General features: G+C 67.4%; 28 protein-coding genes and 1 pseudogene. 24 read left to right on the forward strand and 5 right to left on the reverse strand.

Annotated elements, in window-relative coordinates; translation table 11 throughout:
- The 6 genes from HUU94_RS03200 to HUU94_RS03225 all read left to right on the forward strand — a co-directional run.
- A partial coding sequence (locus HUU94_RS03200; RefSeq protein ID WP_174273676.1) for a RibD family protein occupies positions 1-646 on the forward strand: 646 nt, incomplete at its 5' end.
- 4 nt (positions 647-650) lie between these two features.
- Complete coding sequence (locus tag HUU94_RS03205) at positions 651-1,280, forward strand: riboflavin synthase (protein WP_174273677.1); 630 nt, start codon at positions 651-653, stop codon at positions 1,278-1,280.
- Positions 1,264-2,397 (forward strand): 3,4-dihydroxy-2-butanone-4-phosphate synthase, encoded by a 1,134-nt coding sequence (gene ribB, locus HUU94_RS03210; protein ID WP_174273678.1) that lies wholly within the window; start codon positions 1,264-1,266, stop codon positions 2,395-2,397. The genes HUU94_RS03205 and ribB overlap by 17 nt, the downstream gene beginning before the upstream one ends.
- Positions 2,397-2,816, forward strand: coding sequence for a 6,7-dimethyl-8-ribityllumazine synthase (gene ribH, locus HUU94_RS03215; RefSeq protein ID WP_174273679.1), 420 nt, complete (start codon positions 2,397-2,399; stop codon positions 2,814-2,816). The genes ribB and ribH overlap by 1 nt, the downstream gene beginning before the upstream one ends.
- Before the next feature lie 41 nt (positions 2,817-2,857).
- Positions 2,858-3,697: a 2OG-Fe(II) oxygenase gene (locus HUU94_RS03220; protein WP_217429552.1), complete on the forward strand. Its 840-nt coding sequence runs from the start codon at positions 2,858-2,860 to the stop codon at positions 3,695-3,697.
- Between the two features lie 59 nt (positions 3,698-3,756).
- Positions 3,757-4,005, forward strand: a complete 249-nt coding sequence (locus HUU94_RS03225) for a DUF6356 family protein (protein ID WP_174273680.1) — start codon at positions 3,757-3,759, stop codon at positions 4,003-4,005.
- A 21-nt stretch (positions 4,006-4,026) separates the two neighbouring features.
- Here the strand turns inward: HUU94_RS03225 and HUU94_RS03230 are convergent, their stop codons facing one another.
- Positions 4,027-4,389 (reverse strand): response regulator, encoded by a 363-nt coding sequence (locus HUU94_RS03230; protein WP_174273681.1) that lies wholly within the window; start codon positions 4,387-4,389, stop codon positions 4,027-4,029.
- 28 nt (positions 4,390-4,417) lie between these two features.
- Between HUU94_RS03230 and HUU94_RS03235 the strand changes: the two genes are divergently transcribed.
- The 4 genes from HUU94_RS03235 to HUU94_RS03250 are packed head-to-tail and all read left to right on the forward strand — an operon-like array spanning position 4,418 to position 6,965.
- Positions 4,418-4,708: a DUF3572 family protein gene (locus HUU94_RS03235; RefSeq protein ID WP_174273682.1), complete on the forward strand. Its 291-nt coding sequence runs from the start codon at positions 4,418-4,420 to the stop codon at positions 4,706-4,708.
- Positions 4,705-5,376 carry an HAD family hydrolase gene (locus tag HUU94_RS03240; RefSeq protein ID WP_174273683.1) on the forward strand — a complete coding sequence of 224 codons (672 nt, stop codon included), beginning with the start codon at positions 4,705-4,707 and terminating at the stop codon, positions 5,374-5,376. Before HUU94_RS03235 ends, HUU94_RS03240 begins: the two co-directional genes overlap by 4 nt.
- Positions 5,363-5,821 (forward strand): RidA family protein, encoded by a 459-nt coding sequence (locus HUU94_RS03245; RefSeq protein WP_174273684.1) that lies wholly within the window; start codon positions 5,363-5,365, stop codon positions 5,819-5,821. The genes HUU94_RS03240 and HUU94_RS03245 overlap by 14 nt, the downstream gene beginning before the upstream one ends.
- Positions 5,796-6,965: a GNAT family N-acetyltransferase gene (locus tag HUU94_RS03250; RefSeq protein ID WP_174273685.1), complete on the forward strand. Its 1,170-nt coding sequence runs from the start codon at positions 5,796-5,798 to the stop codon at positions 6,963-6,965. The genes HUU94_RS03245 and HUU94_RS03250 overlap by 26 nt, the downstream gene beginning before the upstream one ends.
- A gap of 10 nt (positions 6,966-6,975) precedes the next feature.
- Here the strand turns inward: HUU94_RS03250 and HUU94_RS03255 are convergent, their stop codons facing one another.
- Positions 6,976-7,254: a hypothetical protein gene (locus HUU94_RS03255; RefSeq protein ID WP_174273686.1), complete on the reverse strand. Its 279-nt coding sequence runs from the start codon at positions 7,252-7,254 to the stop codon at positions 6,976-6,978.
- Between the two features lie 129 nt (positions 7,255-7,383).
- On the opposite strand from HUU94_RS03255, the gene HUU94_RS03260 reads away from it, so the two are divergent.
- From HUU94_RS03260 to HUU94_RS03275, 4 genes are all read left to right on the forward strand, one after another.
- Complete coding sequence (locus tag HUU94_RS03260) at positions 7,384-8,172, forward strand: division plane positioning ATPase MipZ (protein ID WP_174273687.1); 789 nt, start codon at positions 7,384-7,386, stop codon at positions 8,170-8,172.
- Entirely contained in the window at positions 8,169-8,570 is a 402-nt protein-coding gene (locus HUU94_RS03265) for a DnaJ domain-containing protein (protein WP_254601915.1), read from the forward strand. The genes HUU94_RS03260 and HUU94_RS03265 overlap by 4 nt, the downstream gene beginning before the upstream one ends.
- 48 nt (positions 8,571-8,618) lie before the next feature.
- Positions 8,619-10,001, forward strand: coding sequence for a phosphoglucomutase/phosphomannomutase PgmG (gene pgmG, locus HUU94_RS03270; protein WP_174273688.1), 1,383 nt, complete (start codon positions 8,619-8,621; stop codon positions 9,999-10,001).
- A 204-nt stretch (positions 10,002-10,205) separates the two neighbouring features.
- Positions 10,206-11,573, forward strand: a complete 1,368-nt coding sequence (locus tag HUU94_RS03275; RefSeq protein WP_217429553.1) for an HD-GYP domain-containing protein — start codon at positions 10,206-10,208, stop codon at positions 11,571-11,573.
- On the opposite strand, the gene HUU94_RS03280 is transcribed toward HUU94_RS03275, so the two are convergent.
- The 3 genes from HUU94_RS03280 to HUU94_RS03290 all read right to left on the reverse strand — a co-directional run bounded on the left by HUU94_RS03280 (position 11,574) and on the right by HUU94_RS03290 (position 16,224).
- Positions 11,574-12,488, reverse strand: a complete 915-nt coding sequence (locus HUU94_RS03280) for an arginase family protein (protein ID WP_174273689.1) — start codon at positions 12,486-12,488, stop codon at positions 11,574-11,576. It lies immediately after the preceding gene.
- Between the two features lie 41 nt (positions 12,489-12,529).
- Positions 12,530-15,118, reverse strand: a complete 2,589-nt coding sequence (locus HUU94_RS03285; protein WP_174273690.1) for a TonB-dependent receptor — start codon at positions 15,116-15,118, stop codon at positions 12,530-12,532.
- A gap of 95 nt (positions 15,119-15,213) precedes the next feature.
- The gene (locus HUU94_RS03290; protein ID WP_174273691.1) at positions 15,214-16,224 is read right to left on the reverse strand and encodes a ligase-associated DNA damage response exonuclease; all 1,011 of its coding nucleotides are present in this window, start codon (positions 16,222-16,224) and stop codon (positions 15,214-15,216) included.
- A 168-nt stretch (positions 16,225-16,392) separates the two neighbouring features.
- On the opposite strand from HUU94_RS03290, the gene HUU94_RS03295 reads away from it, so the two are divergent.
- The 10 genes and pseudogenes from HUU94_RS03295 (at position 16,393) to HUU94_RS03340 (ending at position 25,114) form a co-directional block, all read left to right on the forward strand.
- Complete coding sequence (locus HUU94_RS03295) at positions 16,393-16,581, forward strand: hypothetical protein (protein ID WP_174273692.1); 189 nt, start codon at positions 16,393-16,395, stop codon at positions 16,579-16,581.
- A gap of 195 nt (positions 16,582-16,776) precedes the next feature.
- A pseudogene (locus HUU94_RS03300) lies at positions 16,777-19,106 on the forward strand (ligase-associated DNA damage response DEXH box helicase).
- Between the two features lie 193 nt (positions 19,107-19,299).
- On the forward strand, positions 19,300-19,959 hold the full coding sequence (locus HUU94_RS03305) for a DUF1013 domain-containing protein (RefSeq protein ID WP_254601917.1): 660 nt from the start codon (positions 19,300-19,302) through the stop codon (positions 19,957-19,959).
- A gap of 221 nt (positions 19,960-20,180) precedes the next feature.
- On the forward strand, positions 20,181-20,447 hold the full coding sequence (locus tag HUU94_RS03310) for an exodeoxyribonuclease VII small subunit (RefSeq protein ID WP_174273693.1): 267 nt from the start codon (positions 20,181-20,183) through the stop codon (positions 20,445-20,447).
- A gap of 7 nt (positions 20,448-20,454) precedes the next feature.
- Complete coding sequence (locus HUU94_RS03315; protein ID WP_254601918.1) at positions 20,455-21,357, forward strand: polyprenyl synthetase family protein; 903 nt, start codon at positions 20,455-20,457, stop codon at positions 21,355-21,357.
- 12 nt (positions 21,358-21,369) lie between these two features.
- Positions 21,370-21,855 (forward strand): pantetheine-phosphate adenylyltransferase, encoded by a 486-nt coding sequence (gene coaD, locus HUU94_RS03320; protein ID WP_174273695.1) that lies wholly within the window; start codon positions 21,370-21,372, stop codon positions 21,853-21,855.
- Positions 21,856-21,857: 2 nt separating this feature from the next.
- Positions 21,858-22,571, forward strand: coding sequence for a peptidylprolyl isomerase (locus HUU94_RS03325; protein ID WP_174273696.1), 714 nt, complete (start codon positions 21,858-21,860; stop codon positions 22,569-22,571).
- Positions 22,572-22,591: 20 nt separating this feature from the next.
- Positions 22,592-23,617 (forward strand): tRNA preQ1(34) S-adenosylmethionine ribosyltransferase-isomerase QueA, encoded by a 1,026-nt coding sequence (gene queA, locus HUU94_RS03330; protein WP_174273697.1) that lies wholly within the window; start codon positions 22,592-22,594, stop codon positions 23,615-23,617.
- A 73-nt stretch (positions 23,618-23,690) separates the two neighbouring features.
- On the forward strand, positions 23,691-23,951 hold the full coding sequence (locus HUU94_RS03335; protein WP_174273698.1) for a ribbon-helix-helix protein, CopG family: 261 nt from the start codon (positions 23,691-23,693) through the stop codon (positions 23,949-23,951).
- Between the two features lie 77 nt (positions 23,952-24,028).
- On the forward strand, positions 24,029-25,114 hold the full coding sequence (locus HUU94_RS03340) for a DNA cytosine methyltransferase (RefSeq protein ID WP_217429554.1): 1,086 nt from the start codon (positions 24,029-24,031) through the stop codon (positions 25,112-25,114).
- Positions 25,115-25,116: the final 2 nt, after the last annotated feature.

Below are 25,116 nucleotides of genomic sequence, written 5' to 3' on the forward strand. Positions count from 1 at the left end.
TGATGGGCGGGGCGCGGAACGCCTGCGCGGCGGCGGGATCGAGGTCGTCGGAGGCGTCCGCGCCGCCGACGCCCGCCGCGCCATGGCCGGCTGGCTCTCCCGCATCGAACGCGGCCGCCCGCACGTCACGCTCAAGCTCGCGACCTCGCTAGACGGCCGGATCGCGCTGCCCGACGGCCGCAGCCGGTGGATCACGGGAGACCCCGCCCGCGCCCACGCCCACCTCGAACGCGCGCGCTGCGATGCGATCCTGGTCGGGCGGGGCACCTGTGAGACCGATGCGCCCATGCTCGACGTCCGCCTGCCGGGGCTGGAAGACCGCAGCCCGCGTCGCCTCCTCCTTTCCTCGTCGTCCCGGCACGAAGATTGGGAAGCGCTCGCCACACCGGAAGCCATCTCCGGCCTCACCGATGTCGATCACCTCCTGATCGAAGGCGGCGCCGCCACCGCCGCCGCCTTCCTCGCCCGCGACCTCGTCGATCGCCTGCTGCTGTATCGCGCCCCGATCCTGATCGGCGAGGGACGCGCCGCGATCGGCGACCTCGGCCTCGCCGATCTCGCCGATGCGCACGGCCGCTGGTCGCTCCACGATACCCGCATGCTTGGCAGCGAGCGGCTTGAGGTTTACGAGCGCGCCCGGAGCTAGCCCCATGTTCACAGGCATCATCACCGACCTCGGCGTCATCGAAGCCATCGAGCAGCGCGGCGACACGCGCGTCCGCATCGGCACGCGCTACGATACCGCCGGCGTCGATCTCGGCGCGTCGATCGCCTGCTCGGGGGTCTGTCTGACCGTCGTCGACAAGGGACCGGGCTGGTTCGCGGTCGATGTCTCGGCCGAAAGCCTGTCGCGCACCGCCGCCGCGATGTGGCGGCCGGGCCGCCCGCTCAACCTCGAACGCGCGCTCAAGCTGGGCGACGAGCTCGGCGGGCACATCGTCACCGGCCATGTCGATGGCGTCGCAAAGGTGCTCGGCGTCTGCCCCGAGGGCGATTCGCACCGCATCGGCTTCGCTGCCCCCGCCGCGCTCGCCCCCTATCTTGCGCCCAAGGGCTCGATCACCGTCGACGGCGTCTCGCTGACCGTCAACGACGTCTCGGACCAGCCCGACGGCGGCGTCCATTTCGCGGTCAACATCATCCCGCACACCGCCTCGGTCACGACGCTCGGCACGCTCGAGCAGGGCGGCGCGGTCAATCTCGAGATCGATGTCCTCGCCCGCTATCTCGGCCGCATGGAGCAGCTTCGCGCAAGGAGTGATAATGTCGTCCCGGCCTGAACTCGCGCGGCTGCGCCATGCCTTCCTCTCCTCGCCCGAGGAAATCGTCGACGAGGCGCGCAACGGCCGCATGTACATCCTCGTCGACGACGAGGACCGCGAGAATGAGGGCGATCTCATCATCCCCGCGCAGATGGCGACCCCCGATGCGATCAACTTCATGGCGATGCACGGCCGCGGTCTGATCTGTCTCGCGCTTTCCAAGCAGCGCGTCGATCAGCTCGGGCTGGAGCTGATGAGCCGCAGCAACGGCACCCGCCACGAAACCGCCTTCACCGTCTCGATCGAGGCGCGGCACGGCGTCACCACCGGCATCTCCGCCGCCGATCGCGCGCGCACCATCTCGGTGGCGATCGACGGGACCAAGGGCAAGGACGAGATCGTCACCCCCGGCCACGTCTTCCCGCTGGTCGCGCGGACCGGCGGCGTGCTCGTCCGCGCGGGGCATACCGAGGCGGCGGTCGATGTATCGCGGCTCGCCGGGCTCAACGCCTCGGGGGTGATCTGCGAGATCATGAAGGAGGATGGCACGATGGCCCGCCTCGACGATCTCGTCGCCTTCGCCCAGCGTCACGCGCTCAAGATCGGCACGATCCGCGATCTCATCGCCTATCGCCGCCGCCACGATCACAATGTCGAGAAGACCGCCGAGACGCGCTTCACCAGCCGCTGGGGCGGCGAGTGGACCGCGATCAGCTATCGCAACAAGGCGATCGACAGCGAGACGCTGGCCCTGGTGAAGGGGCACATCGATCCCGACAAGCCGACGCTGGTCCGGATGCACGCGCTCGATCTGTTCGGCGACGTGCTGGGGCACGACAGCGAACGCAACGGCCTGCTCGCGCGCTCGATGAAGGCGATCGCCAGGGAAGGCAGCGGCGTCGTCGTGCTGCTCGAACGGATGGCGTTGCTCAGCCAGGCGGTCCGCATGATGGCGGGCGAGCGCGGCCCGGACATGCAGGAGCTGCGCGATTATGGCGTCGGCGCGCAGATCCTCGCCGAACTCGGCATCCACGAGATGATCCTGCTGACCAATTCGCACCACACGCTCGTCGCGCTCGACGGCTACGGCCTCAACATCGTCGCCGAACGCGCGATCGATGGAGCCGAGGGCTGATGGCGCGCTTCCTCATAGTCGAGGCCCGCTTCTATGCGCATCTCAACGATCTGCTGCTGGAGGGCGCGCGCGGCGCGCTCGAAGCCGCGGGGCACGGCCACGAGACGATCACCGTCCCCGGCGCGCTCGAGGTGCCCGGCGCGATCGCGCTGGCGGCGGAGAGCGGGCGCTACGACGCTTATGTCGCGCTCGGCGTCGTCATCCGCGGCGAGACCTATCATTTCGAGATCGTCGCGGGCGAAAGCGCGCGCGGGCTGATGGCGCTCGGCCTCGATGGCCTGGCGATCGGCAACGGCATCCTCACCGTCGAGAATGAGGCGCAGGCGCTCGCCCGCGCGCGGCCCGACGAGAAGGACAAGGGCGGCGAGGCGGCCAAGGCGGCGATCGCGATGCTCGCGCTCAAGGGCCGCTTCGCCTGAGCCTTGCGCTGGATATTTGTCTGTGAAGGCGCCTCGTGCCAATGAGGCAGGGGCATTCGGGGGTTTGCGAGATGGTGGCTGACGTCGCGATGGAAGCGGATATCGATCGTCTCGATCGGATCGCGAACGAGCAGGCTATCGCTTATGCCGCCGCCGATCCCTTCCCGCATATCGTCATCGACGATTTCGTCCGCCCGGACATGCTGGAAGAGGTGCTGGCGGAAGTTTCGGGCGCCGATGGCGTCCTCTGGAACGCGATGCAGGATCGCTATCAGCAGAAGTTCTCCTGCGCCACGACGCGCCAGATGGGACCGCGCACGCGCCAGCTCATCAACTTCATGAACGGCCAGGAGGTGCTGGGCTTCCTCGAGCGCCTTACCGGCATTACCGGCCTCGTGCCCGATTGGCAGCTTGCCGGCGGCGGAATCCATGCGCTGCGCGACGGCGGTTTTCTCAACGTCCATGCCGATTTCAACCTGCACCGGCACCTCAGGCTCGATCGCCGCATCAACCTGCTGCTGTATCTCAACAAGGATTGGCGCGAGGAATATGGCGGCGGGCTGGAGCTATGGGACACGGGCATGACCGCGTGCCAGCAGCGCATCATGCCTCTGTTCAACCGCTGCGTGATCTTCAACACCACCGACAGGAGCTTCCACGGCAATCCCGTGCCCGTCGCCGCCCCCGATGGCCGCACGCGGCTGTCGCTGGCTTTCTATTATTACACCAACGGCCGCCCCGAAAGCGAAGCCGGCAATCCGCACTCGACCCTGTTCCGCCACCGGCCAGGCGAGGAGACCGCCAAGGATCGCGCGCGAAAGTTCGCCAAGAAGCTCACCCCGCCGATCATCACCGAATGGCTGGAAAAGCGCCGCAACTGATCCCGGGGTGCTGGCGCCTTCCGGCTTTGCAGGCTATCCGGAGGATAGGAAGGTCCAGCATGATCGAACGCCTGTTTCTCGCGCATCCCCGCTCGGTCGGCGAAAGCTATTTCCAGCATCTGCGCGTCGCGGGTCGCGTCGGCGTGATGCTGATCGGCGGCGGCATCGCCTGCCTGATCCACGCGATCTTCCCGCAACTCCACGTCCGCACCGGCAGCCGCACGATCTTCCGCCTCAACGCCGAGCTCAAGGGCCGCCAGCCGACCGAGGCCGAGCTCAACGGCGCCGCGCTGACCTGGGATATCTAATCCTGCGAACTGCGCGGACCGTCATGCCAGTTCCTTCACCGTCGCGATGAAGCGCGCCACCGGGACCGGTTTCGAGACATAGGCCTCGGCCCCCGCCGCGCGGATCTTCTCCTCGTCGCCGCGCGCCGCATAAGCGGTCACCGCCATGATCGGCGTCGATCCCAGCGCCGGGTCGGCCTTGATCTGCTCGATCAGCTCGAGCCCGCTGACATGGGGCAGTTGGATGTCCATGATGATCAGGTCAGGAAGGAAGGCGCGCGCCCGCGTCAGCACCTCGTCGCCGTCGCGTACCGCCTCGGGCTCGTAATCGTGCGCGCGGAGGATATCGCAGAACAGCTTCGAATTGAGTTCATTGTCCTCGACGACCAGAACCTTCTTCACCACGAAAACATACTCCAGTAGGCAGGCGTGCATGGCAAGCCACCCAGACGTTGCAAGCACCCAGCCCGGCCAAGGTTCCGAGCCCTTCGTTCTCGCGCTCGGCGCGCTCGGCTGGGCGATCGCCGATCCGGCACGCGCCGATCGCCTGCTCGGGCTGACGGGGCTCACCCCCGCCGATCTTCGCGCCCGCGCCGGCGATCCGGCTTTGCTCGCCGCAGTGCTCGCGTATCTCGCCGCGCATGAACCCGATCTGATCGCCTGCGCCGAATCGCTCGGCACGACGCCCGCCACCCTCGCCGCCGCCGGGCGGGCGCTGGCATGATCGGCCGCCCGCTGCTGATCACCGATTGCGACGAGGTGCTGCTGCACATGGTGCGGCACTTCGGCGAATGGCTCACGCAGGCGCATGCGATCGATTTCAGGCCCGTCGGCGGCCAGTTCGCCGAGGCGCTGCGCCACCGGCACAATGGCGAGGTTGTGCCGCCCGAGCGCGTCTGGCCACTGCTGGACGGCTTCTTCGCCACCGAGATGGCGCGCCAGACGCTCGTGCCGCACGCGCGCGAGGCGATCGCGCGCATCGCCGCGGTCGCCGATGTCGTGATCCTCACCAACTTGGGCGAGCATAATCTCGCCGCGCGATCGGGCCAGCTCGCCGCGCTCGGGATCGATCATCGCGTCGTCTGCAACGGGCATGGCCCCAAGGGAGCGGCGGTGCGCGCCCTGCTCGACGAATATCGGCCGAGCGTCGCCGCCTTCGTCGACGATCTGGCGTGGCACCACGCCTCGGTCGCCGAGGCCGCGCCGCACATATTCCGCCTCCACATGGTCGCCGAACCCTCGATCGCGCCCGACGTGCCGCCCGCGCCCGCCGCACATGCCCGGATCGACGATTGGACCCAGGCGGCGGATTGGCTGCTCGCGCGTTTCGCGGGCGTGCCGCTTGACGCTGCCGCCGCACCGACCGAGGGAGACGCGCATGAGCATCGATGATCGCCTTGCCGAACTCGGCCACATCCTTCCCGAAGCCGCCGCCCCGGTCGCGGCCTATGTCCCCACCGTCGAGGCAGGCGGGCTGCTCCACGTCTCGGGCCAGCTCCCGTTCCGCGACGGCCAGCTTATGGCGGGCCGCTGCGGCGAAGATCGCGACGAGGAATATGGCCGCCTCGCCGCCGAACGCTGCGGGCTGATGCTGCTCGCGCAGGTGAGGAAGGCGCTGGGCTCGCTCGATCGCGTCGAGCGGATCGTCAAGCTCGGCGTATTCGTCTCCTCCGCCGCGACCTTCGCGGGCCAGCCCAAGGTCGCCAACGGCGCGTCCGAGCTGATGGTCGCGGTGTTCGGCGAAGCGGGCAGACATGCGCGCAGCGCGGTCGGCGTGCCGGTGCTTCCCCTGGGCGCGGTGGTCGAGGTCGATGCGGTGGTGGCGATCAGGGGCTGAGCCGGTGGCGGGCGGCGATGTCGTCGCGCGGATGGCGGACGGCGTCGGGGCGTTCGACGCCGCCGATTGGGACGCGTGCGCGGGCGCGGACAATCCCTTCGTCGGCCACGCCTTCCTCTCCGCGCTGGAAGAATCGGGCAGCGCCACCGCGCGCGCGGGCTGGCAGCCGATCCCGATTGCGATCGACGGCGGGGACGGCCGCCCCGCCGCGATCCTCCCCGCTTATGCCAAGAGCCACAGCCGCGGCGAATATGTCTTCGATGCGGGCTGGGCCGATGCCTGGGCGCGCGCGGGCGGCAATTACTATCCCAAGCTCCAGATCGCCGTGCCTTTTTCTCCTGTTCCCGGCCCGCGCCTGCTGCTGCGCGATCAGCACCTCGCCGCACCGCTGATCGCCGCCGCCGAGGCGGTCGTCGCGCAGCACGGCCTGTCCTCCGCGCACGCTACCTTCGTCGCGCCCGAACAGGTGCCCCTGTTCGAAGCGGCGGGCTGGCTGATCCGCACCGATCGCCAGTTTCACTGGACCAACCAGGGTTACGGCACCTTCAACGATTTCCTCGCCGCGCTCGCCAGCCGCAAGCGCAAGGCGATCCGCAAGGAACGCGCCGCCGCGCGCGAGGGGCTGGAGTTCGTCCACCTCACGGGCCCCGAAATCACCGAGGCGCATTGGAACGCCTTCTGGATCTTCTATCAGGATACCGGCGCGCGGAAGTGGGGCACGCCCTATCTCACCCGCCGCTTCTTCTCGTTGCTAAGCGAACGGATGGGCGACCGCGTCGTGCTGATGCTGGCGCTGCGCGGCGGTGCGCCGATCGCGGGCGCGCTCAACCTCGTCGGCGGCGATACGCTCTACGGCCGCTACTGGGGCGCATCGGAGGAGGTGCCGTTCCTCCACTTCGAGCTCTGCTATTATCAGGCGATCGATCATGCGATCGCGCACGGCCTCAAACATGTCGAGGCCGGCGCGCAGGGCGAACACAAGCTCGCGCGCGGTTACGAACCGACGCCGACATATTCGGCGCATCACATCCCGAATGCCGGCTTCCGCCGCGCGGTGGCGGGATTTCTGGAGGCCGAGCGCGCCGCCATCGCACGCGAGATCGACGCGCTGGAGGAGTATGGACCGTACAGGAAGGGCGAATGATCGGCCGGGTTCAGGCCGCCTGACGCACCAACGTCAGCGTCGCCCGCGCCAGCTTCTGCGCCTCGACCACCTCGCCGCCCGACATCTCGGTCGCGACCTCGGCGCGCCACGCCTGCGCGGGCTGGTAGCCGCAGATCGCGGCGACGTTGAGCCAGCGGTGCGCCTGCACCAGATCGAGCGGCATTCCCGCCGATCCGCTGGAATAGGCCATGCCCAGATCGAAGGCCGCTTCGGCCCCGCCCTGGACCACGTTGCTCGTCTGGTCCTGCTCGCTCAAGAGTCTGGTCATGGCTACATCCTTGCCGACAATGCCTACGACAAGGTTAACGGCGATCTTTTCCCAAGCTTGAGTCGGTTGCGCGCAGAAATTTGGCTGGCATAAGCCCTCGCGACGATCTGGATTTGGGACAAGAGCAGAATGGCCGCGCATCGCATCGTCTTCGCCAACGAGAAGGGCGGATCGGGGAAGTCGACCACGGCGGTCCATGTCGCGGTCGCGCTCGCCGCCGCCGGGCGCCGCGTCGCCGCGATCGATCTCGATACCCGCCAGCGCACCTTCGGCCGCTATCTCGACAATCGCGCGAGCATGGCAAAGACGCTCGGCGTCACGCTGCCGATGCCGACCTGCGAGACCTTCGATCCCGGCAAGAGCGGCCCGATCGAGGCACGGCTGGACGCGCTGTCCGTCGACGCCGAATATCTGGTGATCGATACCCCGGGCCGCGACGACGAACATGTCCGCGCCGCCATCTCGTCGGCGGATACTTTGGTGACGCCGATCAACGACAGCTTCGTCGATCTCGATCTGATCGGGCAGGTCCATCCCGAAAGCTTCAAGGTCACGCGGCCGAGCTTCTATGCCGAGCTCGTCTGGGACGCCCGCAAGGCGCGCGGCAAGAAGGATGGCGCGACGGTCGACTGGATCGTGCTGCGCAACCGGCTCCAGCATCTGGAGGCCCGCAACATGCGCCGCGTCGCCGCCGCGCTTGCCGAGCTTTCGAAGCGCGTCGGCTTCCGCATCATCCCCGGTCTCTCCGAACGCGTCGTCTATCGCGAGCTGTTCCCCAAGGGGCTGACCCTGCTCGATCTCGCCGCGATCGGCCAGGATGCCGGCCTCGCGCACGTCGCCGCGCGGCAGGAATTGCGCGAGCTGGTGGCCGGCCTCCAGCTTCCCGCCGATACGCCCAAGGCGGCCGAAGCCGCGTGATCGCGCTCGTCCTGCTCGCCGCCGCCGCGATCGGCTATTGGGCGTGGAAGACGCGCGATTCGCAGGCGATGCGCTTCGGCGACGTCGCCGCGGTCGTCGCGGCGCTGGTCGGCCTCCGCCTCTTCTCGCGCTCGGAGACCTTGCCCGCGCTGCTGGCGCTGAGCGGTGCCGCATGGTGGCTGTGGTTCCGACGCAGCGGCAAGGCGGAAGGCGGTATGAGCGACGACGAGGCGCGTCGCCTGCTCGAAGTCCCGCGCGATGCCTCTCCGCAGGCGATCCGCGCCGCGCACCGCCGCCTGATCCTGCGCGTCCATCCCGATGCCGGCGGCTCGGCGGACCTCACCGCGCGCGTCAACGAAGCGCGTGACACGCTGCTCGCCCGCCGCTCATTGTTCTGAATTCCCGCCGGCGCGCCGGCCCCCCATCGCCCATCCACGGAGACCCGCATGACGCATCGTTTCGACCCGACCTCGCTCCGCGAATATGACATTCGCGGCATCGTCGGGAAAGCGCTCGGCGGCGAGGATGGCTATGCGATCGGGCGCGGCTTCGGCACGCATGTCCTGCGCGCGGGCGGCACGCGCGTCGCGGTCGGCTGGGACGGCCGCGTCTCGTCGGAGATGCTGCGCGACCAGCTCGTCAGGGGCCTCACCGAAAGCGGCGTCGATGTCGTCCGCACCGGCCTCGGGCCGACGCCGATGCTCTATTTCGCCGAGGCGACGCTGGAGGTCGACGGCGCGGTCCAGATCACCGGCAGCCACAACCCCGCCGAATATAACGGCTTCAAGATGGTGCTCCAGCACAAGCCCTTCTTCGGCGACGATATCCAGTCGATCGGCCGCATGGCGGAGGAAGGCAATTGGGAGGAAGGCGCGGGCGCCGTCTCCGACTATGACATCGAGGATCTCTACGTGGATCGGCTGATGGCGGGCTATGCCGGCGGCACGTTCCGGATCGGCTGGGACAATGGCAATGGCGCGGGCGGGCGCATCCTAGAGAAGCTCGTCGCCAAGCTGCCCGGCGAGCACCACCTGCTCTATACCGAGATCGACGGCCGCTTCCCCAACCACCATCCCGATCCCACCGAGGAAAAGAATCTCGCCGATCTGAAGGCGCTGGTCGCCGAGAAGGGGCTCGATTTCGGCATCGCCTTCGATGGCGATGCCGATCGCATCGGCGCGATCGACGGCCTCGGCCGCGTCGTCTGGGGCGACCAGATCCTGTCGATCCTCGCCGAGCCGGTGCTGAAGGCGGTCCCCGGCGGCACGATCATCGCCGACGTCAAGGCGAGCCAGGCTTTGTTCGATCGCGTCAAGGAGCTCGGCGGCACGCCCCTGATGTGGAAGACCGGCCACAGCCTGATCAAGACCAAGATGGCCGAGACCGACAGCCCGCTCGCCGGCGAGATGTCCGGCCACATCTTCTTCAAGCACGAATGGTACGGCTTCGACGACGCCATCTATTCGGCGGTGCGCCTGATCTCGTCGATCCGCATGCTCGGCGGCTCGCTGACCGATCTCAAGAGCGCGATGCCCGCCCTGGTCAACACGCCGGAGATGCGCTTCCAGGTCGATGAAAGCCGCAAGTTCGCGGTGGTGAGGGAGGTGCTGGATCGCCTCGCCAAGGACGGCGCCGAGGTCAACGACACCGATGGCGCGCGCGTCAACACGGCCGATGGCTGGTGGCTGCTGCGCGCCTCCAACACGCAGGACGTGCTCGTCGCGCGCGCCGAGGCGAAGGATCAGCCCGGCCTCGATCGCCTGCTCGGACAGATCGACGAGCAGCTCGCGCTCTCGGGGCTGGAGCGGGGGCCGCAGGCGGGGCATTAGGGACTGTCCTGTTCAAGCCGAACGTCACCCCGGACCTGATCCGGGATCCCGCTGCCTGCCGACGTTGAAGAAAAGCGGGACCCGGCTCAAGGCCGGGGTGACGACAGTTTAAGGTCAATAGGACAGATTCTCAGCCCCGCGATGGCGGCTTTCCGTAACATTTGATTAAGCGGTTGGTGAGGGATTTTCTGTCATGGCGGCGCGATGTCGTCCCGTGCCCCCCTGCAATCCGCGCCGATGGCGGAAACCGCGCTGCCGCTCGCCGAGCTGCTCGGCGCGTTCAGCTATGCGCTCGACATCACCGAGGGCCAGCCCGAGGGGCATTGCATCCGCGCCTGCTGGATCGGCAGCCATATCGGCGCCGCGATCGGGCTTCCCGAAGAGGCGCTCGCCGAGCTTTATTACGTCCTGCTGCTCAAGGATCTCGGGTGCAGCAGCAATGCCGCGCGGATCTGCGACATCTACATGGCCGACGATCGCGCGTTCAAGCGGGATTTCAAGCTGGTCGGCGCGGGCACCGGCCCGATCCTTGGCTTCTTGCTCCGTCATGTCGGGTCGAACCAGCCGCTCGGCCGCCGCGCGCGCGCGATGCTCAACATCCTCCGCAACGGCGCCGCGATCGCGCAGGAGCTGATCGAGACGCGCTGCACGCGCGGCGCCGACATCGCCCGCCAGCTTCATTTTTCGGATGCGGTCGCGGGCGGCATCTACAGCCTCGACGAGCTCTGGGACGGATCGGGCAAGCCGCAGGGCCTGGCCGGCGCGGCGATCCCGATCTTCGCGCGCATCGCGCTGCTCTCGCAGGTGGCCGAGGTGTTTCATGCCGAGGCCGGGCCGGCGGCGGCGATGGCCGAGGTGCGTGCCCGCGCCGGCTCCTGGTTCGATCCTGCCCTCGTCACGGCGTTCGAACGCGTCGCCGCCGATCCGGCGTTCTGGGCCGGCCTCGCCTCGCCGACGATCGAGGCGGAGGTGCTGGCGCTCCAGCCCGCGCGGCACAGCCGGCTGATCGACGAGGATTATCTCGACGATATCGCCGCCGCCTTCGGCTCGGTGGTCGATGCCAAGAGCCCTTACACGGGCGGCCACTCGCAGCGCGTCGCGCATTATGCGGTCGCGGTGGCCGAGCGCGTCGGCTTCGCGTCCGATCGGCTGCGCTGGCTGAAGCGCGGCGCGTTGCTCCACGATATCGGCAAGCTCGGCGTCAGTAACGCCATTCTCGACAAGCCCGGCAGCCTCGACGACGGCGAATGGACGCTGATGCGCGGCCATGCCGGTGCCACGCAGGCGATCCTCGGCCGCATCTCCGCCTTCCACGATCTCGCGCCGATCGCCGCCGCGCATCATGAGAAGCTCGACGGCACCGGCTATCCGCTGGGCCTCGCCGCGCACGCGATCGATCTGGCGACGCGGATCATCACGATCAGCGACTTCTACGACGCGCTCACCGCCGACCGCCCCTATCGCAGCGCGATGCCGGCGGAAAAGGCGCTGGCGATCATCGGCGAGAATGTCGGCAGCGCGATCGATCCGCGCTGTTACGAAGCGCTGCGGGATTTCGCGCGGGTCCGGTGATTACAGCGCGAGACCGATCGCGACCGACGCGATCCGCGCCGCGACCAGCCCCGACAATTGATGGCGGTCGTCGCGCGACGGCACATATTCGACCATCGCCAGCCCGGCGATCCGCGCCTTGGCGGCCACCCCGCTCAGCAGGCGGATCATATCCTCATAGGTCAGCCCGCCCGGCGTCGGCATGTTGACCGCGGGCAGCACCGCCGGATCGATCCCGTCGCAATCCACCGAGACGAAGACGTTCGCCCCCGGCGCGATCAGATCGAGCACCGCGCCGACGCCCCGCTCGTGCAGCGCATAGCTGGTGATGAGCTTGGACCCGAAGGCGCGCGCATCGTCGTGCTGCCAAGCCTCGCCCGAGCCGAGGCCCCGGATGCCGACCTGCACCATATGGGTGACGAAGGGGAGTTCGGCGGCGCGCCGCATCGTCGATCCATAGCCGTAGGGATTGCCCTGAAGCACATCGGCCCAGTCGACATGCGCATCGATCTGAAGGATCGTCAGCGGCCCGAGCGCCTCGAGCCCCGCGATCGCGGGAATCGGCACCGAATCGTCGCCGCCCAGGACGATCGGCGCCGCGCCTGCCGCCACCACCCGCGCGACCGCATCCCGGATCCGCGCGCGATTGCCCTCGGCATCCCAGGGATGGGTCGGCACGTCGCCCGCATCGACGCAGCCGCGCTTGTCCTGCCTGTCGGGAAACAGGGTCGTGTCGAGATCGAAATCATATTGCCCGAGCGATCCCGAGAATTGCGCCGATGCCTTGCGCAACATCGCCGGCGCATCGGCCGAATGGCTGCGCTCGCCCTTTACGTAAGGCGAGGCCTCGGACGCCCCGAGCACCACCACCTTGGCGCCGGCGAGATCGTCGAGGTCGGCTTCGGGAAGGCCGGCGAAGGTCTGGCGCTTAGGCATAGCGCGATAGACGATCCCCTCGCCGGCAGGTTCCGCCTTCCTTACAGCTTCATCGACAGGCCGAGATAGAAGGTCCGTCCATAGCGCTCGTTCTGGATCAGCCAGTCTTGGATGCCCGCCTGATATTGCCGGGTGGGCTCGTCGGTCAGGTTCTGCGCCTCGAAGAAGACGCGCATGTCGCGCCACACCGCGAGGCTCGCCTTGGCGTCGAGCCGGCGGAGATCGTCGTTATACTGGTCGTTGTAGTCAGGGTTGCCGATCGCCAGCAGCGAATGGCCGGTGTTGTGATAGGCGACCGAGGCCTCGAACGGCCCCTTCTGGTAGAAAAGCTCGGCGCCGTAGAGATATTTCGACTGGCTCGGAAAGGTCGAGGTGCGGCCGGTGGGCAGTCTCAGCACGCTGTCGGTGAGCGTGCCGGTCAGCGAGATGCCGAAGCCCGAGAGCAGGCCCGGCAGGAAGGTGAACTGCTGCTGGAACTGCGCCTCGATGCCGATGATGTCGCCCTTGGCGGCGTTCAGCGGCTGGGTGATGCTCAGCACCGGGTAGGCGACGCCGGCATAGGTCGTGTTGCGGAGCACGGTGACCTGGCTGAAGATCGGATTCTTGACGATCTTCGCGAAGGCGCCGACGCTGAGCAGGCTGCCGCGCGCGAAATACCATTCGGCCGTCGCATCGAAATTGTCCGCGCGGTAGGGCTTCAGGCCGGGATTGCCGAGCGAGACGGTGGCATTGACCGAATCGATCGAGCCGCCGGGGTTGAGGCTGCTATATTCGGGCCGGCCGAGGCTCTTGGAATAGGTCATGCGGAAGATGGTGGTGTCGGTCGGCCGCGCGCGCACGATCACCGAGGGCAGCCAGTCGCCGTAGCTGTTGGTCTGCGCCAAGGGCAGGACGGTGGTCGTGCCGGCGAGGAGTTGGTAGCCGGTGACCGCGAGACGGGTGCGCTCGTAGCGAAGCCCCGGCGTCACCGTCAGCGCGCCGAACCTCAGGTTCGCCATGACATAGCCGGCCGCCACCCGCTCCTTGAGCCGGAAGTCGGCGATGGTGTTGTTGACCAAGGTCGTCGCTGCATCGAGCGGCATCAGCGCGCCGCCGAGGTTCGCGTCGGTGAAGGCTTGGAGCGCCGGAATGTTGAAGGTCGGGCTGTTGGTGTAGCATTGATCGGTATTCGCGCTGTTCGGATATACGCAGAGCGCCGGCCCGCCGAGATTATATTGGCCGAGCGTCCAGCGGCTCGCCGTGGGGGTCGCGCGCACCCAGGTCGGCAGATCCTGATCGAAGCTGCGATCGGTATCGCGATATTTGGCGCCGAACTTGACGAAGCTTTCGTTGCCGAGATCGTAGGTGCCGTCGATCTTGCCCTGCCAGATCCGCTCCTTGTTGAGCTGGTTGAACTTCTGATACTGGCGGAACTGCATCTGGTTGGCCGAGCATTCGGTCACCGGGGTCGCGGTATAGACCTTGCTGGTGAAATCGAAGGTCACCGGCCCGGTGTTGCAGCGGAACTGCCAGAGCGGATAGCGGTCGAGCGTCTGGTTGCGGCTGTACCCGCCCTCATAACCGAAGCGCAATCTGCCGAACTCCGAGGAGCCGCCGAAGATGGCGGTGGCGAGCGACTTGCGCTTGTAATCGAGCCGCAGATCCTCGCGCCGCTCGGCGCCCGTGCCCGGCGTGCCGTTGGCGGCGCTCGGCGTGCCGGCGGTGGTGCCGGTCAGCCCGTCGGCGTTGAGGGTGTAGGGCGTGGTCGTGAAATCGAGCCGGTAGCGCGGGCGAATCTCATTCTCGGTGAAGCGGCTGTAGACGGCACGGACGTAGAAGGTCTGGGTGTCGCTGGCGTGCCAGTCGAACGACCCGGTGGCGCTGATCCGCTGCCGGTCGAGCGAATATTCGGTATATTTGATATTGTCGGGCACGCCGCCGCGGGCGAAGCGCGCGTCGGGCTTCCAATTGTCGGGATAGAAGCCCTCGCTGTTGAAGTTGCGGTCCGAATAGCCGCCGCCGAGCGTGACGCCGAACTGCTCGTCGCTGCCGAAGCGCGCGGCGAAGCTGCCGTCGACCTGATAGGGCACCTTGTTGTTGAGTTCCTGCTTGCCGGCCTTGCCCGAAATGGCGAAATTCACAGGCTTGCGGAAATCATAAGCGGTTTGCGTCACGAGGTTTACGGTGCCGCCGATACCCTGGCCGTCCATGTCGGCGGTCTTGACCTTGGCGATCTCGACGCGGTTGAGCAATTGGCCCGAGATGATGTCGAGCGGCAGCGATCGCGTCGTGCCGTCGGGATTGCCGATCTCGAGGCCGTTGAGCGTATAATTGTTGAGGTTGGAAGGCACGCCGCGGATCGCGACATAGCGGCCCTCGCCCTGATCGTAGGTGACGCCGACGCCGGGCAGATGCTCGATCACCTCGGCGACATTCTTGTCGGGCAGGCGCCCGATCTCGTCGGCGGCGGCGACGTCGAGCACGCCGATCGCGTCGCGCTTGGCCTCGATCGATCGTTCGAGCTGCGCGCGCTGCCCGCTGACGACGATCTCGGTCCCCGTGTCGGGCTTGGGATCGATGGCCGGGATGCTCTGCGCGCAGGCCGTGCCGGCAAGCGCGACCGCAGCCGTCGAAGCAAGATAGCGATACATGAGCGTTCCCCTCCCGAATGAGGCTCCCGCTACTTCGTCGCGATGACGGTTCGATGATGTCTCGGTTACAGATCGAAGACTCGGGCCGGTGCCCCTCAATCATCTTCATCCTCGTAATGCGCCAGCGCCAGCGCGCGCGCCTTGATCTGGCGGGTCATGCACCAGTGGACCAGAGCCTCCTCGCGGCCGTGCGTCACCCAGACCTCGCTGGGCGCGATCTCGGTCAGCGTTTCGGTCAGCTCGTCCCAGTCGGCATGGTCGGAGATCACCAGCGGCAGCTCGACATTCTTCTGCCGCGCGCGCTGGCGCACCCGCATCCAGCCGCTCGCCATCGCGGTGATCGGATCGGGCAGGCGGCGCGACCAGCGATCGTTGAGCGCGGACGGCGGCGCGAGGACGATATGCCCCTTGATCTCCGCCGCCTTGACCCCCGTCGCGGGCCGCAGATCGCCCAGCGCGACGCCGAAATCGCGATAGAGATCGCACAATCGTTGCAGCGCGCCGTGCAGGTAGATCGGCGCATGATGGTTGCGCCCGCGCAGCTCCATGATCACGCGCTGCGCCTTGCCCAGCGCATAAGCGCCGACCAGCACGCAGCGATCGGGATTGGCGTGCAGCGCCTCCAGCAGCCGGTCCATTTCCGATCCGGTATCGGGGTGGCGGAACACGGGCAGCCCGAACGTCGCCTCGGTGATGAAGATGTCGCACGGCACCGGCTGGAACGGCGCGCAGGTGGGATCGGGGCGGCGCTTGTAATCGCCCGAGACGACGATGCGCTCCGTCCCGGATCCGGGGTTATGCTCCAGCACGATCTGCGCCGATCCCAGCACATGCCCCGCCGGCACGAAGCCGACCTCTACGTCCCCCAGCCGGATCGTCTCGCCATAGGCCACCGCCTGGCCCTGTTGCGGCCCATAGCGGCAGTCCATGATCGCCAGCGTCTCGGCGGTCGCCAGCACCGCGCCATGCCCGCCGCGCGCATGATCGGCGTGGCCGTGCGTGACCAGCGCGCGCGGTTGCGGGACGGAGGGGTCGATCCAGGCATCGGCGGCGGGAATGTACAGCCCCGTCGGATGCGGTTCGATCCAGGATCCGGGGCGGGGCATGGGAGCTATATGGTCCTGGCGCGTGACGGTTCCCACCCCGCGCGACCGTCACCCCACTTCCTCCAATTGCGGGGTGGATGCCGGAACCCGTCCCGCATGACGGTTGAGCGGGGGAAACCTTCCGTTCCCAACTCGTTGAGCCGTCGCAACAACAAGAAGGAACAGGCGATGGAAGGCATCGGCACGGTCGCGGCGGTCGGCGGCATCATCCTGGCGCTGGTGCTGCTCTATGCGGTCATCGCCAACCGCAAGCGCAGCGCCAACGACGTCCGCCGCACCGAGGAGGCCACCCGCGCGCTCAATCAGCAGATCGATCGCGAGGACAAGGTGAGCGACCCCGATACCAAGACGTTTTAGCTCCTCCCCGGCACGGGGAGGTGGCATGCCGAAGGCATGACGGAGGGGGCTCGGTTGAGCGCGGCATCTGACGGCGAACCCCCTCCACCATCGCTACGCGATGGTCCCCCTCCCCGTGCCGGGGAGGACCTGCCATCCCCCATCGCCGCCTGGTTCGCGGCGCGCGGCTGGTCCCCCCGCCGCCACCAGCGCGAGATGCTCGCCGCCGCGCGCGCCGGGCGCCATGCCTTGCTCGTCGCCCCCACCGGCTCGGGCAAGACGATGGCGGGCTTCCTCCCGAGCCTCGTCGAACTCGTCGCCGCCCCCCCCCCGGCCTCCACACGCTCTACGTCTCGCCGTTGAAGGCGCTGGCGATCGACGTTCAGCGCAACCTGCTCGATCCGATCGGCGAGATGGGGCTCGATATCCGCGTCGAGACGCGCACCGGCGATACCCCCTCCGATCGCAAGGCGCGCCAGCGCGTCAGGCCGCCGCAGATGCTGCTCACCACGCCTGAATCGCTCAGCCTGCTGCTCAGCCACACCGACGCCGCCCCTTTGTTCGAGCATCTCTCGACGATCGTCGTCGACGAGGTCCACGCCTTCGCCGGCGGCAAGCGCGGCGATCTGCTCGCTTTGTGCATGGCGCGGCTGCAAACGCTCGCCCCGGCACTCCGCCGCGTCGCGCTCTCCGCCACCGTCGCCGATCCCGACGCCTATCGCGCCTGGCTGGCGCCCGACGGCGATATCGATGCGGTGACCCTGGTGCGGGGCGATCCCGGCGCCGATCCCGATCTCGCGATCCTGCTGCCGCAGGACCGCATTCCCTGGTCGGGCCATTCCGGGCGCTACGCCGCCGCCCAGGTGATGGCCGAGATCGAGACGCACCGCACCACGCTCGTCTTCTGCAACACGCGCAGTCTCGCCGAGCTGATCTTCCAGGATCTGTGGGCGGTCAACGAGCTCAAGCTGCCGATCGGCATCCATCACGGCTCGCTGTCGATCGAGGCGCGGCGCAAGGTCGAGGGCGCGATGGCCGAGGGGCGCCTGCGCGGGCTGGTCTGCACCGCCAGCCTCGATCTCGGGGTCGATTGGGGCGACGTCGATCTCGTCATCCAGATGGGCGCGCCCAAGGGGGCGTCGCGGCTGACGCAGCGGATCGGCCGCGCCAACCATCGCCTCGACGAAGCCTCCGAAGCGGTGATCGTCCCCGGCAACCGCTTCGAATATCTCGAGGCGCGCGCCGCGCTCGATGCGATCGAGGAGGGCGAGCTCGACGATGAAATCTTCCGCCCCGGCGCGCTCGACGTGCTCGCCCAGCATGTCATGGCCTGCGCCTGCGCGGCGCCTTTCGAGGAAGCGGCGATGCTCGCCGAGGTGCGATCCGCGCTGCCCTACAGCGCGCTCGCCCCCGAAATCTTCGCCCAGGTGCTCGATTATATCGCCACCGGCGGTTATGCGCTCAAGGCCTATGATCGCTTCCGCCGCCTCGTCCACGAAGGCGGCATGTGGCGCGTCAGCCACCCCAAATTCATCGCGCAGCACCGCCTCAACGCGGGCATCATCGTCGAGGCGACGATGCTCAACGTCCGCTTCCGCAATGGCCGCGGGCTCGGCAAGGTCGAGGAAAGCTTCGCCGCGACGCTCAGCCCGCGCGACACCTTCTTCTTCGCCGGCCTCAGCCTCGAGGTCGAGCGGATCGACGGCGAGGATCTTTTCGTCCGCGCCACCAGCAAGCCCGCGCGCATCCCGACCTACGGCGGCGCGCGCATGCCGATCTCGACCAACCTCGCGACCCGCGTGCGCCGCTATTTCGCCGATCCCGCGCAATGGCCGCGCTTCCCCGCCGACGTGCGCGACTGGCTGGAGATGCAGGCGCGCCGCTCGGTGCTGCCCAAGCCCGGCCAATTGCTCGTCGAAACCTTCCCGCGCGAGGGGCGGCATTATATGGTCGTCTACAGCTTCGAAGGATGGAACGCGCACCAGTCGCTCGGCTTCCTGCTCACCCGCCGGATGGAGACCGCGGGGCTGAAGCCGATCGGCTTCGTCGCCAGCGATTATGCGATCGCCACGTTCGGCCTCGAACCCGTCACCGATCCCGCCTCTCTGTTCGATCGCGACGTGCTGGAGCATGAGTTCGTCGATTGGGTCCAGCAATCGAGCCTGCTCAAGCGCGCGTTCCGCGAGGTCGCGGTGATCGGCGGGCTCGTCGAGCGCCAGCACCCCGGCAAGCGCAAGACCGGCCGCCAGGTCAGCTTCTCGACCGATTTGATCTACGACGTGCTGCGCAAATATGAGCCCGATCATTTGCTGATGCGCGCCGCCTGGCAGGACGCCCGCGCGCGGATGACCGACGTCGGCCGCCTCGCCGATCTGCTCGATCGCGCGGCAGGCACGATGCTCCACGTCGATCTGGCGCGCGTCTCGCCGCTCGCCGTCCCCGTGCTGGTGCTGATCGGCCGCGAACGCGTGACGCAGGGAACCACCGACGACGCGCTGCTGATCGAGGCCGAGGCCTTGGTGGCGGAGGCGATGCGCGAAGACTGACGCACCATCGTCACCCCGGGCTTGACCCGGGGTCCCGCTTTCCTGGCGCGGTGGAGAAGGAAGCGGGACCCCGGGTCAAGCCCGGGGCGACGAGAGTAGAACCGCTTGCCCCAAATCCGCCACGCGGCTACATTCGCCCCACATATAGGCCGCTCCGGTGAGGGGCGGCCCTTTCTTTATCTGGAGTATCCCCGTGGCCCAGCCGCTCATGCCCCACGCGACCGCATCCTGGCTGGTCGACAACACCTCGCTTTCCTTCCAGCAGATCGCCGCCTTCTGCGGGCTGCACATTCTCGAAATCCAGGCGATCGCCGACGATACCGCCGCGACCAAGCTCACCGGGCGCGATCCGATCCGCGCGCACGAGTTGACGCAGGACGAGATCGACAAGGGCCAGGCCGATCCCGATCACGCGCTCGTCATGTCCAAGGTGCCCGATCAGCAGCGCCGCACCAAGGGCCCGCGCTACACCCCCGTCTCCAAGCGGCAGGACAAACCCGACGGCATCGCCTGGATCATCCGCAACCATCCCGAGGTCACCGACGGCCAGATCAGCCTGCTGATCGGCACGACGCGCACCACGATCGCCGCGATCCGCGACCGCAGCCACTGGAACATGGCGAACATCACCCCCAAGGATCCCGTCACGCTCGGCCTTACGTCGCAGCGCGAGCTCGACGCGATCGTCGCCAAGGCCGCCAAGGCCGCCGGCATCGAGGCGCCGGTCGACACGCGTCTCGAAGGCGACCGCGAGGCGCTGATCACCCAGCTCCGCCACGAGCGCGAAGTCGCCAGCCACGCGGGCGAGGCGGTGCTCTCGGACGTCGACCAGCTATTCGGCAAGCGGAGCTAAATCCGTTAGTTCCTCCCCCATCGGGGGAGGGGGACCAGCCGCAGGCTGGTGGAGGGGTATCCGCGCTATCGATAAGGCGACACCCCTCCGCCCTGCCTCGCGGCATGCCACCTCCCCTTCCAGGGGAGAATCCCTCCACCCACACGCGACTAAGTGAGTCACCCGATCATCAACCCTCGCTTGACCCTAACGCCCGCCACGCTCACAAATACGCGCGAGCCATGAGCGACCTTTCTCCCGAAACCCCGCCGGTCGCACCGATCGCCGATCTATCGTTCGAGGATGCGCTCAAGCGCCTCGAAGCGATCGTCCATCGCCTCGAAGGCGGCGAGGCCAGCCTCGAGGAATCGATCGAACTCTATGGCGAGGGCGATCGCCTGCGGAAGCAGTGCGAGACGCGGCTTCAGGCGGCGCAGGCGCGAATCGAGCGCATCACCCTCGATCCCGATGGCGCGCCCGCCGGGGTGCGTCCGTTCGATGCCGGCTGAGGTCAGGATGAGCAACGTCGTCTCGATCTCGCTCAAGGCGGCGATGGACGGCCTCGCCGCCGAGGTCGACAAGGCGTTCGATCGCCTGCTCGCCGTGCCCGATGATCCGCGCGCGCGCCTCTACGAAGCGATGCGCCACGCCGCGATCGGCGGCGGCAAGCGGCTCCGCCCCCTGCTCGTCCGCGCCGCCGCCAATCTCTACCATGTCGATCCCGCCGCCTCGCTGCGCGTCGGCGTCGCGGTCGAATGCGTCCACGTCTACAGCCTGATCCACGACGATCTGCCGTGCATGGACGATGACGATCTCCGCCGCGGCCGCCCCACCGTCCACAAGGCGTTCGACGAGGCGACCGCCGTACTCGCGGGCGATTCGCTCCACGCGCTCGCCTTCGAGATTCTCGGCGAGCCCGATTGGCAGGCCGATCCCTTCGTCCGCGCCGAGCTCATCGCCGAGCTGGCGCGCGCCAGCGGCCCGGCGGGGATGGCGGGCGGGCAGATGATGGACATCGCCGCCGAGAACCAGACCTTCGATCTTGCGACGACGACGCGGCTCCAGCAGCTCAAGACCGGCGCGCTGATCGCCTTCTGCCTCGAAGCCGGCGGCATCCTCGGCAAGCTGCCGCCCGACGGGCGCCGCCCGTTGCGCGGCTATGCGCGCGACATCGGCCTCGCCTTCCAGATCGCCGACGATCTGCTCGACGTCGAGGGCGAGGCCGCCAACACCGGCAAGGCGGTGGGCAAGGATGCGCAGGCGGGCAAGGCGACCTTCGTCTCGCTGCTCGGCGTCGATCGCGCGCGCCGCCAGGCGCAGATGCTCGTCGAGCAGGCGATCGGCCAGCTCGCGAGCTTCGGCACCGAGGCCGATCTGCTCCGCACGATCGCGCGCTACGTCATCGCGCGCGATCGCTAGGGCTGGGCGCAGATGCACACCGCCGTCTATTCGGGAACCTTCGATCCGCCGACGCTCGGCCACCTCGATATCATCGCGCGCGCCGCCAGGCTCTGCGATCGGCTGGTGATCGGCATCTTCGGCAATTCGGCCAAGACGCCGTTGTTCACGCGCGACGAGCGTCTCGAAATCCTCCGCCGCGAGGTTTCGGAATATGACCATGCGATCGAGGTCATGGCCTGCGACGGCCTGCTCGTCGATTTCGTCAGGATGATCGGCGGCACCACGATCGTGCGCGGCCTGCGCAGCGGCACCGATCTGGATTATGAGGCGCAGATGGCGGGGATGAACCGCATGCTCGATGGCGGGATCGACACGGTCTTCCTGATGGCCGATCCGGCGCTGCGGCCGATCGCCTCGAGCCTGGTCAAGGATGTGGCGCGGGGCGGCGGCGATATCGGCCACTTCGTCACGCCAGGGGTGGCGGCCGATGTGACCGCGAAGTTGGCAGGAGCGTGAGCATGTTCCGGAAAAGCATCGCCCTCGGGCTCGGCGCCTTCGCCGCTCTCCCGCTGCTGGCGCAGGCGACGGGGCCGCAGGGCCTCGCCGAGCCCAAGCCGCTGTCCAGCGACACTCCCGCGCCGATCGCGCCCAGGGCCGATCCCGCCAACATCATCAATATCGAGCTTTCCAGCGGCGGCACCGTCTCGGTGCTCGTCCGTCCCGACAAGGCGCCCAAGGCGGTCGAGCGGTTGCAGACGCTCGCGGCGCGCCACTTCTACGACGGCCTCACCTTCCATCGCGTCATCGATGGCTTCATGGCGCAGGGCGGCGATCCCAAGGGCACCGGCGAGGGCGAATCGGAGCTGCCCGATCTGCCCGACGAGATCAACGATCTGCCGCATTTTCGCGGCGCGATGGCGATGGCGCGCACCTCCGCGCCCAACAGCGGCAACAGCCAATTCTATCTGATGCTCTCGCCCAATCTCGCGCTCGATCGCGGCTACACCGTCGTCGGCCGTGTCATCCAGGGCATGGCCAACGTCGATCATATCGCGCGGGGCGAGCCGCCGCCCGCGCCGACGCGGATGGTCCGCGTCTATTTCGGCGCGCCGCCCGCCGATCCCGGCCTGCCCGCGCCCTCGGTCGGCTCGCTGCCCTCCGCGCCGATCGTGCTGCCGCCCAAGCCCACGGCCCCCGCTTCCGCTCCTGCGAAGAAGCCGGTTCGCCGCTAGGGCGGGTCGGCCGCTCGCTTATGCGCGTCGATCGCTTCGATTTCGCGCTGCCGCCCGAATGCATCGCGCTCCGGCCCGCGTCGCCCCGCGATGCCGCGCGGCTGCTGGTGCTGGAGGGTGAAGGCACGCGCGACGCGCACGTCCGCGATCTGCCCGGCCTGCTCCGCGCGGGCGACTGCCTGATCTTCAACGACACGCGCGTCATCCCCGCCCAGCTCGAAGGACGGCGCGGCGACGCGCGCATCGGCGCGACATTGCACAAACGCGAAGGCCCGCGGACCTGGGTCGCCTTCGTCCGCAACGCCAAACGCGTGCGGATCGGCGACCGCATCGATTTCGGCGAAGGCGTCTCGGCCATCGCCGAAGAACGCCGCGACGATGGCGCGCTGTTGCTGAGCTTCGAGGGTGACGAGCCCGTCGAACTGCTGCTCGCGCGCGTCGGCCGGATGCCGCTCCCCCCCTATATCGCCGCCAGACGCCCCGCCGACGCGCGAGACGCCAGCGATTATCAGACGATGTTCGCCGCCGAACCCGGCGCCGTCGCCGCCCCCACCGCCGCGCTCCACTTCACCCCCGCCCTGATCGAAGCGCTCGCCGCCATGGGCATCGCCCACGAAACGCTGACGCTCCACGTCGGCGCGGGCACCTTCCTCCCGGTCAAGGCCGAGGACACCGCCGATCATCGCATGCACGCCGAATGGGGCCGCATCGATCCCGCCACCGCCACGCGCCTCGATGCCGTCCGCGCGGGCGGCGGCCGCCTGATCGCGGTCGGCACCACCAGCCTGCGCCTGATCGAAAGCGCCTGCGACGAACACGGGCATATCCGGCCCTTCGAAGGCGACACCGCCATCTTCATCACCCCCGGCTATCGCTTCAAAGGCATCGACGGCCTCCTCACCAACTTCCACCTTCCCCGCTCGACCCTGTTCATGCTGGTATCGGCGCTGATGGGGCTTGATCGTATGAAAGCCGCTTACGCTTATGCGATCGAGAATACCTACCGTTTCTATTCCTACGGGGATGCGTCGCTGCTCCTGCCTTAAGGCGCATTCCGATGGGAAGTTGGTGGGCTTCTGATCAAAGCTCTAATCGCCCGAAAATTAATTCGATCATGGTATGTTCCGCCTATTGCATGTGACCGAGTCATTGTGCAGAACACTGCTGCAAACAGCAGCAGGGGCGGATATGGCGGTTATCGCAGATGACGGCGTTGCCCGTGTGACAGCATCTTTAAGTAGGGCTCAGGAGCAAGCTCTCAAAGATCTCGCTGCAAAACATAAGGTCAGTGTCGCTTGGCTGGTTCGCCATGCCGTAGATCAGTTTCTCGAACAAAATCGCGAAACGCAACTTCCGCTTAATCTCGGGCAGCTGAGCTAGCTGTGGCGTTGCTCGATTCACTGGTTTCGTCGCGCAGGGCTAACAATGCCTTTTCGTACGCGAAAACGCGTATGCCCGTGATCGATCTCTTCGCAGGGGCTGGCGGTCTCAGCATCGGCGCACATCATGCAGGCTGCGAAGTACGTGTTAGCGTCGAGCAGGACACAATTGCCTGCCGAACGCTGCGTGCCAATGAGGGCCTTCACGGTGCGGTGATCGAAGCCGATGTTTCAACACTGACTGGTCTCGCGTTGCGGAATGCTGCACGATTGGGTCCGACTGACCCTTTGATCGTTGTCGGCGGCGCGCCTTGCCAGCCATTTTCTAAGGCTGCTTATTGGGTCGAAGACGGCGACGAGGCTCGTTATCGGCAGGCACGTGCTGCTGGCATTGCAATGGAGCGCCCATTAGCCCCTACAGCGGTGCGGCCCGATGCTCGCCGGACATTAGTCGAAGAGTTCTGGCGGCTAATCTTCGAGTCAAATGCGGATGGATTCGTTTTTGAGAACGTCCCCAGCATCAAGCATCCACGCAACAAACCGGTGCTCGAGGGTTTTCGGACATCGGCAGAAGCAGCGGGATATCAAGTTGTTGAGGTCACTGCCAATGCTGTCGAATATGGCGTCGCGCAAGCCCGGCAGCGCGTTTTCCTATTGGGCGCAAAGCGTTGCAACCCGATAGCGCCGAAGCCTACGCACGCTCTCAAGTTTGAGGCGGGACGGAAGTCGGCAATCACGGCAGGCGAGGCTCTCGAAGGTTTTGATCACCCTCGCTTTTTCGAACCGGAGGAGCTCGTAATCGGTCGATGGGCGGAGCATCTGCGAACCGTGCCTCCGGGTGGCAACTACAAGGCCCATACAGCTTGGGCGGGACATCCCAGTCCCACATTCGTCACTGAAACGCGCTTCTGGAATTTTCTTCTAAAGCTAGCGCCTGATCGGCCTTCTTGGACGATTGCAGCATCGCCTGGGCCATGGACCGGACCATTCCACTGGTCGGACCGCCGTCTGCGCACCGTAGAAATGGCAGCGCTTCAGGGCTTTCCGAATAACTATAGTTTGGCTGGCAGCAGGCGAGATCGTGTGCGCCAATTGGGCAACGCGGTGCCACCTCCATTAGCGTGTCGAATGGTTGAGGCTGTGCTTGCGGCAGTCGATCGATAGGA

It is taken from the genome of Sphingomonas bacterium (genome assembly GCF_903644055.1).
GTDB lineage: Bacteria > Pseudomonadota > Alphaproteobacteria > Sphingomonadales > Sphingomonadaceae > Sphingomonas_I.